The 6,825-nt window shown below is 73.6% G+C and carries 5 protein-coding genes; 4 read left to right on the forward strand and 1 reads right to left on the reverse strand.

What is annotated here, in order from left to right:
- Positions 1–78 precede the first annotated feature (78 nt).
- The gene (locus JYK17_RS21965; protein WP_261996024.1) at positions 79–3,411 is read right to left on the reverse strand and encodes an ATP-binding protein; all 3,333 of its coding nucleotides are present in this window, start codon (positions 3,409–3,411) and stop codon (positions 79–81) included.
- A 163-nt stretch (positions 3,412–3,574) separates the two neighbouring features.
- Here JYK17_RS21965 and JYK17_RS21970 point away from each other — a divergent pair, with 163 nt between their 5' ends.
- The 4 genes from JYK17_RS21970 to JYK17_RS21985 all read left to right on the forward strand — a co-directional run.
- Positions 3,575–4,306, forward strand: a complete 732-nt coding sequence (locus tag JYK17_RS21970) for a spermine/spermidine synthase domain-containing protein (RefSeq protein WP_222811030.1) — start codon at positions 3,575–3,577, stop codon at positions 4,304–4,306.
- A gap of 133 nt (positions 4,307–4,439) precedes the next feature.
- Positions 4,440–5,177 carry a response regulator transcription factor gene (locus tag JYK17_RS21975; RefSeq protein ID WP_016437968.1) on the forward strand — a complete coding sequence of 246 codons (738 nt, stop codon included), beginning with the start codon at positions 4,440–4,442 and terminating at the stop codon, positions 5,175–5,177.
- Complete coding sequence (locus tag JYK17_RS21980) at positions 5,174–6,280, forward strand: HAMP domain-containing sensor histidine kinase (RefSeq protein ID WP_108014834.1); 1,107 nt, start codon at positions 5,174–5,176, stop codon at positions 6,278–6,280. Before JYK17_RS21975 ends, JYK17_RS21980 begins: the two co-directional genes overlap by 4 nt.
- A gap of 291 nt (positions 6,281–6,571) precedes the next feature.
- On the forward strand, positions 6,572–6,825 hold a 254-nt coding region (locus tag JYK17_RS21985; RefSeq protein ID WP_222811031.1), incomplete at its 3' end, for a 2-oxoglutarate dehydrogenase E1 subunit family protein.

Consider the following 6,825-nt stretch of genomic DNA (forward strand, 5'->3'; position numbering starts at 1 on the left):
CTTCACCTTCGGGTGCTTCACCTTCAGGTGCTTCACGAAGGAGGCGTGAGATCGGGCGGCACGGTGTGCGACGGGGCCTCACAGCCGCCACTGGACGGGGTGCTCCGGCTGGTAGACGCAGAGCGTGCCCGTGCGCAGGGCGGTGTCGAGGTGGCGGCCGAGTGCGGGGTGGGCCGCGGCGATCCGCCGCAGTGCGGCCCGGATGCGGGCGGTGACGGCGGTACGGGCGCGCTCGGCGGGCGAGCCGCTGCGACGCACCCGTCCGCCGATGCCGTACGCGGCCGCGAGCTGCCCGACGAGCGCGTCCCGCTCGACGGCGATCCGCTCCGACCGCCCGGCGTCCCCGGCCTCGTCGGCCTCCCGGGCCTCCTCCTCCAACTCCCGCAGCCTGCGCCGGTAGGCCGCCCGGGCGGTGGCGTCCACGACCTCGCCGGTGTCGCCCTGCGGACGCAGCCCCTGGGCGTCCGTGTGTCCGCCTGGCGGTGCCGCCAGCTCCACGGCGGGCACGGGTGTGCCAGGACGCGCGAGCAGGACCGCGATGTCGTGCAGCCCCTTGCTGTCCGCAAGCCGTACCTCGTGACCGGCGTACCCGAGGTGCCAGAGGGGGCCTTCGCGGCGGAAGAGAGGGGCGCCGACGAAGCTCGGGCTCGAGAAGTCCGCCCCGTTCGCCGGGTCCGCCGAGTCCGCTACGGCGGCGGGACGCGGGGAGGTGCCCGTCCGCACCCGGTCGGCCGTCTCGGCCGTCTCGGCCGCGATGCGCTCCGCCAGTGCCACCGCTCCCGCCGCCCGCGCGGCCCGCAGCGCGCGCTCCCGGTGCTCGCAGGCGCGGTGCGTGTCCCCCTGGGCCGCCGCCAGCAGGGCGAGATGGCGGTCGACCGGGCCGCGTACCGCCGCGCCGATGCCTTCCACCGCGAACAGGCCCGCGTACGGGGCGAGCAGGTCGTACAGGTGAGGCGCGCTGGGGTGGGAGCCGACGGCGGCGACGGTTTCGGCGGCCTGCGCGACCATCGGGAGCCACTCGCTGTCCCAGGGTGCCCCGCCGAGCCGGGGCGCGACGGCCGACAGGCGGCGGGCGGCCTCGTCGAAGCGGCCGGACTGTGCCGCCAGGAGGGCGAGCGTGACGCGGGGCCAGAGCATCGGGGACCGCTCCAGCACGGTGGCCTCGGCGCGTATCCGCGCCAGTCCGGCCGTGTCGCCGGTGTCGGCGTACAGGCACCAGCGCTGGGTGACGGCGAGCAGGCCCGCGTTGCCGCTGCCGGCCCTGCGGCCCAGCTCCTCCACCTCGTCGAGCGCTGCCGCGCAGTCCTCGTAGCGGCCCTCCATCAGGGCGCGCGTGCCTCGCCAAAGGGGTACGTACCAGGCGTACAGGGGGCGCCGCAGCGGGCGTACGGCCGTCTCGTACGCCGTCGCCTCCGCCTCGGCCTCCGCGAACGCGCCCGTCTCCATCAGCGCGACCAGGCGCAGCCGCCGGCCGAGGAGTTCGAGCACCGGATCGCGCAGCTCGCGCGCGGTCGTCACGATCCGACCGGACCATTCGAGCCGGTCCCGGCAGTGGTCGGGTCCCGGCCGCGCGTCGCACAGTGCGGCGAGGGCCGGGCCGAGGGTCGCGGGGTCGCCTGCCTCGCGGGCGGCGCGTACGGCCTCCTCGGCGAGCTCGACGCGGCGCGTCTCCGGTTCCACGAGACCGGCGGCCAGCGACAGCCGTGCGGTGACGGCGGCGTACAGCGCGGCGTGGCGGGGCTCGGCGGCGAGTGCCGTACGCGCCTCGGTCAGCAGACCAAGCTGCTCGTGATCCTCCAGGTCCACCTCGAACCCGACGATCCCGGTCCCCAACCCCAACGCGGCCCGCGCCAGCAAATCGACCCGCCCACTCTCCCGCGCCAGCTCCGCAGCCCTGACCATCGCCTCCCGAGCCCCCTCCCGTTCCCCGGCCCCCAACCGCGCGGCCCCGAGGCCGAGCAGTGCCTCGACGAGCGGAACGCGCTCGCGCGCTTCCGCGGAGGCGTCGGTGCCCGCACCGTGCTGCTTACTGGGGCCGTCCGCGCCCGGGGTGGGGGCCGCGGACCCGTCCGCGCCGACGCCACCCGCGCTCCACGCCTCCACCGCCCGCTCGTACCACCGGGCCGCGTCCTCGTAGGCGTACAGGGCCTCGGCCCGTTTCGCCGCCTCGTGGGCGTAGCGCGCGGCTTGGGACGCGTGTTCGGGGCCGGAGAGGAGGAGGTGGTGGGCGACCTCGGCGGGGGTGGTGTCGCGGCCGCGGCGGGCGTGGGCAGCCAGGACCGTGGCGGCGGACTCGTGGAGGGTGGTGCGCTCGGCGGGGGCGAGGGCGTCGTACACCGCGTCCCGGAGCAGGTCGTGGCGGAAGGCGCCGCGGTCGGCGCCGGCCTCGGCGAGCAGCCCGGCCCCGGCGGCCTCGCCGAGCAGCGTGCGTACCTCGCCCAGGGGCACCTTCGCGGCCTCGGCGAGCACGTCGAGCCGGAAGCGGGTGCCCAGGACGGCGGCCACGTCCAGCACGCACGCGGCACGCGGGGAGAGGCCGGCCTTCCGGTCCCGTACGGCGTCCCTGACGGCGACCGAGGACGCGGGGCCGTTCCTGGGCGCGTTCCCGGAAACCGCCGTATCCCATTGCCCGGTGCGCAGCAGCTCGGTCACGAAGAACGCCTCGCCGCCCGTACGCCGTACCAGCGAGCGCACCGCCTCCGCCTCGGGCGCCGCCCCCGTCGCCGCCTCGACCAGGGCCGCGACGTCCCCCTCCGGCAGCGGCCCGAGCGGCAGTGACCGCCCCCGGCGCAGCAGTTGCCCCCGAGCCCAGCCACGACCACGCGCGCCGCCGCCGTCCGCACGCACAGGGCCACCCTCGCCCCAGGCCGCCTCGTCGTCGCGTGCCGTCGCGAGAAGCAGCACCCGGCAGGTGCGGGCGGCGTCCGCCGTCTCCAGCAGCAGGCGGAGTGACGACGCGTCCGCGGCGTGCACGTCGTCCAGGACCAGCAGCAGCGGCCCGCACCGGGCCGCCGCGGACAGGACCTCGGAGACGTCGCCCGCGAGCCGCAGCCGTGCCGTCTCCGGATCGGCTCCGCGCAGCGCATCCCCGGCCGCCCCGGACACCAGTGCCCGCAGCGGCGGCGAGGCGGCGATCAGCCGGCCGCACCGCACGTCGTCGGCGACCAGCTCGCGCAGCAGCCGTGACCAGGGCCGGAAGGCACGTCCTGCGGTCTGCGGCGGGCACCAGGTCCACCGGGTGCGGAAGGCGCCGGCGAGCGCGACGGCCTCCTCGGCGGTACGGGTCTTGCCCGCTCCGGCGGGTCCGGTGAGGGTGACCAGCCCGCCCCGGCCGGCCGCGGCGCGCTCCAGAGCCGCCCGCAGCTCGCCCAGCACGTCCTCGCGTCCCACGAACGGGTAACTCGCGGCCATGGCAGCCACCACGCACTTCTCACCGGCCTCGCGGCCCTCTCGCTGCTTCGAGCCTAGGCACGCGCGCCCGCGGGCGCGAGGCACACCGCGCATCCGCCCCGGCCGTCCTCAGTCCCCGGGGACCCCTCCGGGTACCGCGCGGGGTTCGTGCAGGATGGGGGCCATGACCGCCACCTACGACACCCCTGTGGTCCTGGACCGTCGCGAGGGCCCGTACGGCGAGGTCGTGCTGCGCCGGCACGGCGAACTGCTGCAGATCATCGCCAACGGGTGCTTCCTGATGGACACCTCGGACGGCCGCTCGGAGCGCCTGCTCGTGGACGTCGCGCGCAACGCCCTGGGTCCGCGCCCGCAGCCGCGATCGCGGCCGACATCGCATACGCAACCGGAAGCGCAGCCGCAGTCGTATCCGCATGTGCTGATCGGCGGGCTGGGCGTGGGCTTCTCGCTCGCGCACGCGGCGGCCGACCCCCGCTGGGGCGCCATCACGGTCGTGGAGCGCGAGCCCGCCATCATCGACTGGCACCGCACCGGTCCCCTCGCCGCCATTTCGGCGCAGGCCGTCGCCGACCCGCGCACGGAGATCGTCGAAGCGGATCTGATCACCTACGTACGTGAGACATCCGCCACGTACGACGCCCTCTGCCTGGACATCGACAACGGCCCCGACTGGACCGTCACCGAGGGCAACGACGATCTCTACTCACCGACCGGACTGACAAGCTGCGCAAGGGTGTTGAAGCCGGGCGGCGTCCTCGCGGTCTGGTCCGCGCAGCCCTCTCCGAATTTCGAAGAAACCTTGTGGAATGCCGGGTTCCAACAGGTGCGTACCGAAGAGATCCCGGTTGCCCGGGGCGTTCCGGACGTCGTGCACATCGCCGTCCGACCTGGATAGCCTCGGGACGGTAACTCCCCGTACTCTGCTTCTCTGACGCAGATCATTCAAGCGTCAATCGCAAGCATGCGCAGGCACAGCCAGTCAGAAGGAATGACCCCACGCATTCCGGAAAGCAACTCAGGGGCGGGCGATGGAGCAGACCCACACATCCCACAACGGCACGACGGCGACCCCGGGCGCACAGCGACGGGTCCTGGTGGTCGAGGACGACCCGACCATCGTCGACGCCATCGCGACCCGCCTGCGCGCCGAGGGATTCCTCGTGCAGACCGCGGGCGACGGCCCGGCCGCCGTCGACACCGCCGAGGCCTGGCAGCCCGACCTGCTGATCCTCGACATCATGCTGCCCGGCTTCGACGGTCTGGAGGTCTGCCGCCGCGTGCAGGCCGCCCGTCCGGTGCCGGTGCTGATGCTCACCGCGCGCGACGACGAGACCGACATGCTGGTCGGACTCGGGGTCGGCGCCGACGACTACATGACCAAGCCGTTCTCCATGCGGGAACTGGCGGCACGCGTGCACGTGCTGCTGCGCCGGGTGGAGCGGGCCGCGCTCGCGGCCGCGACCCCCAGGAGCGGCATCCTGCGGCTCGGCGAGCTGGAGATCGACCACGCCCAGCGCCGGGTGCGGGTGCACTCGGAGGACGTGCATCTGACGCCCACCGAGTTCGACCTGCTGGTGTGCCTGGCCAACACCCCGCGCGCGGTGCTCTCCCGTGAGCAGCTGCTGGCGGAGGTGTGGGACTGGGCGGACGCCTCCGGCACCCGCACCGTCGACAGCCACATCAAGGCGCTGCGCCGGAAGATCGGCGCCGAGCGGATCCGCACCGTGCACGGTGTGGGCTACGCACTGGAGACCCCGACGCCATGAGCGGCGGTCCGGCCGCACGGAGAAGCCCCGGGGAGCCCTGGGGCGGTGTACGCCCGTTCTCGATCAAGACCAAGCTGGGCGTGCTGGTCGTCATCGCGGTCCTCATCACCACCGGGCTGATGATGATCGCCATGCGCACGGCGACGGAGCTGCGCTTCATCACGGTCTTCTCGATGGTCGCCACGCTGCTCATCACGCAGTTCGTGGCCCATTCGCTCACCGCGCCGCTGGACGACATGAACGCCGTCGCCCGCGCCATCTCGCACGGCGACTACACCCGCAGGGTGCGGGAGAACCGCCGCGACGAGCTGGGCGACCTGGCGCAGACCATCAACCGCATGGCCGACGACCTGGAGGCCCAGGAGCGGCAGCGCAAGGAGCTGGTGGCGAACGTCTCGCACGAGCTGCGCACCCCCATCGCGGGGCTGAGGGCGGTCCTGGAGAACATCGTGGACGGCGTCTCGCCGGCCGACCCGGAGACCATGCGCACGGCCCTGAAGCAGACGGAGCGCCTGGGCCGCCTGGTGGAGACGCTGCTGGACCTGTCCCGGCTGGACAACGGCGTCGTACCGCTGAAGCGGCGCCGCTTCGAGGTGTGGCCGTATCTGTCGGGCGTGCTGAAGGAGGCCAACATGGCCGTGCCCGCGCGCGCGGGCATCGCGTCGGGCTCCGGCAGCCACACGCGTACGGACGTCCATCTGCACCTCGACGTCTCCCCGCCGGAGCTGACCGCGCACGCGGACCCCGAGCGCATCCACCAGGTAGTGGCGAATCTCATCGACAACGCCGTCAAGCACAGTCCGCCGCACGGCCGCGTGACCGTGAAGGCGCGGCGCGGCCCGCTGCCGGAGTCGCTGGAGATGGAGGTGCTGGACGAGGGTCCGGGCATTCCGCGCTCCGAGTGGCACCGGGTCTTCGAGCGCTTCAACCGCGGCGGCGCGGGCGCCTCCAACGGCCCGAGCAGCGACGGCGGTACGGGGCTCGGCCTCGCGATCGCCCGCTGGGCCGTCGACCTGCACGGAGGCGGGATCGGGGTGGCCGAATCCGAGCGGGGCTGCCGGATCCTCGTCACTCTTCCGGGAGAGACATCCGTTCAAAGTTGACGTAAAGTCCGGCTCGGAGCCGAAAGATCCACCGGCGTCCGCGCAGACGGACACGTGTGATCAGGCGGACGCCCGTACGCGGCGCGTGCAGGGCCGACCTCGGCGTTTCCACTCACCCACGGATTGAAGCGGAACCACGCTTGTTTCCCGCCATTTCCAGGCCCGAAACGCGGATTCCGGTGTGACTTACGCGACGATGAACCTGCCCGGCCTGACCTTCGGTGTCCGGGGGGCGTAGCCTTTATTTCCGCTGTCCATCACCTTGTGAAGCGGAAGAGGGCGGTTGCCGCCGTGTCGCCACAGTCCCCCAGTAACTCGAGTCTCTCGACCGACACCGACCAAGCGGGCAAGAACCCCGCGGCCGCGTTCGGCCCCAACGAGTGGCTCGTCGACGAGATCTATCAGCAGTACCTCCAGGACCCGAATTCGGTAGACCGAGCCTGGTGGGACTTCTTCGCCGACTACAAGCCCGGAGCGGCCGCCGCTCCGGCGCCGGCGGGTACTGCGGCCGCGGGGGCCGCAGGCACCACCTCCCCGGCTCCGGC

Origin of the sequence: Streptomyces plumbidurans, assembly GCF_019857225.1 — a bacterium.
GTDB lineage: Bacteria > Actinomycetota > Actinomycetes > Streptomycetales > Streptomycetaceae > Streptomyces > Streptomyces plumbidurans.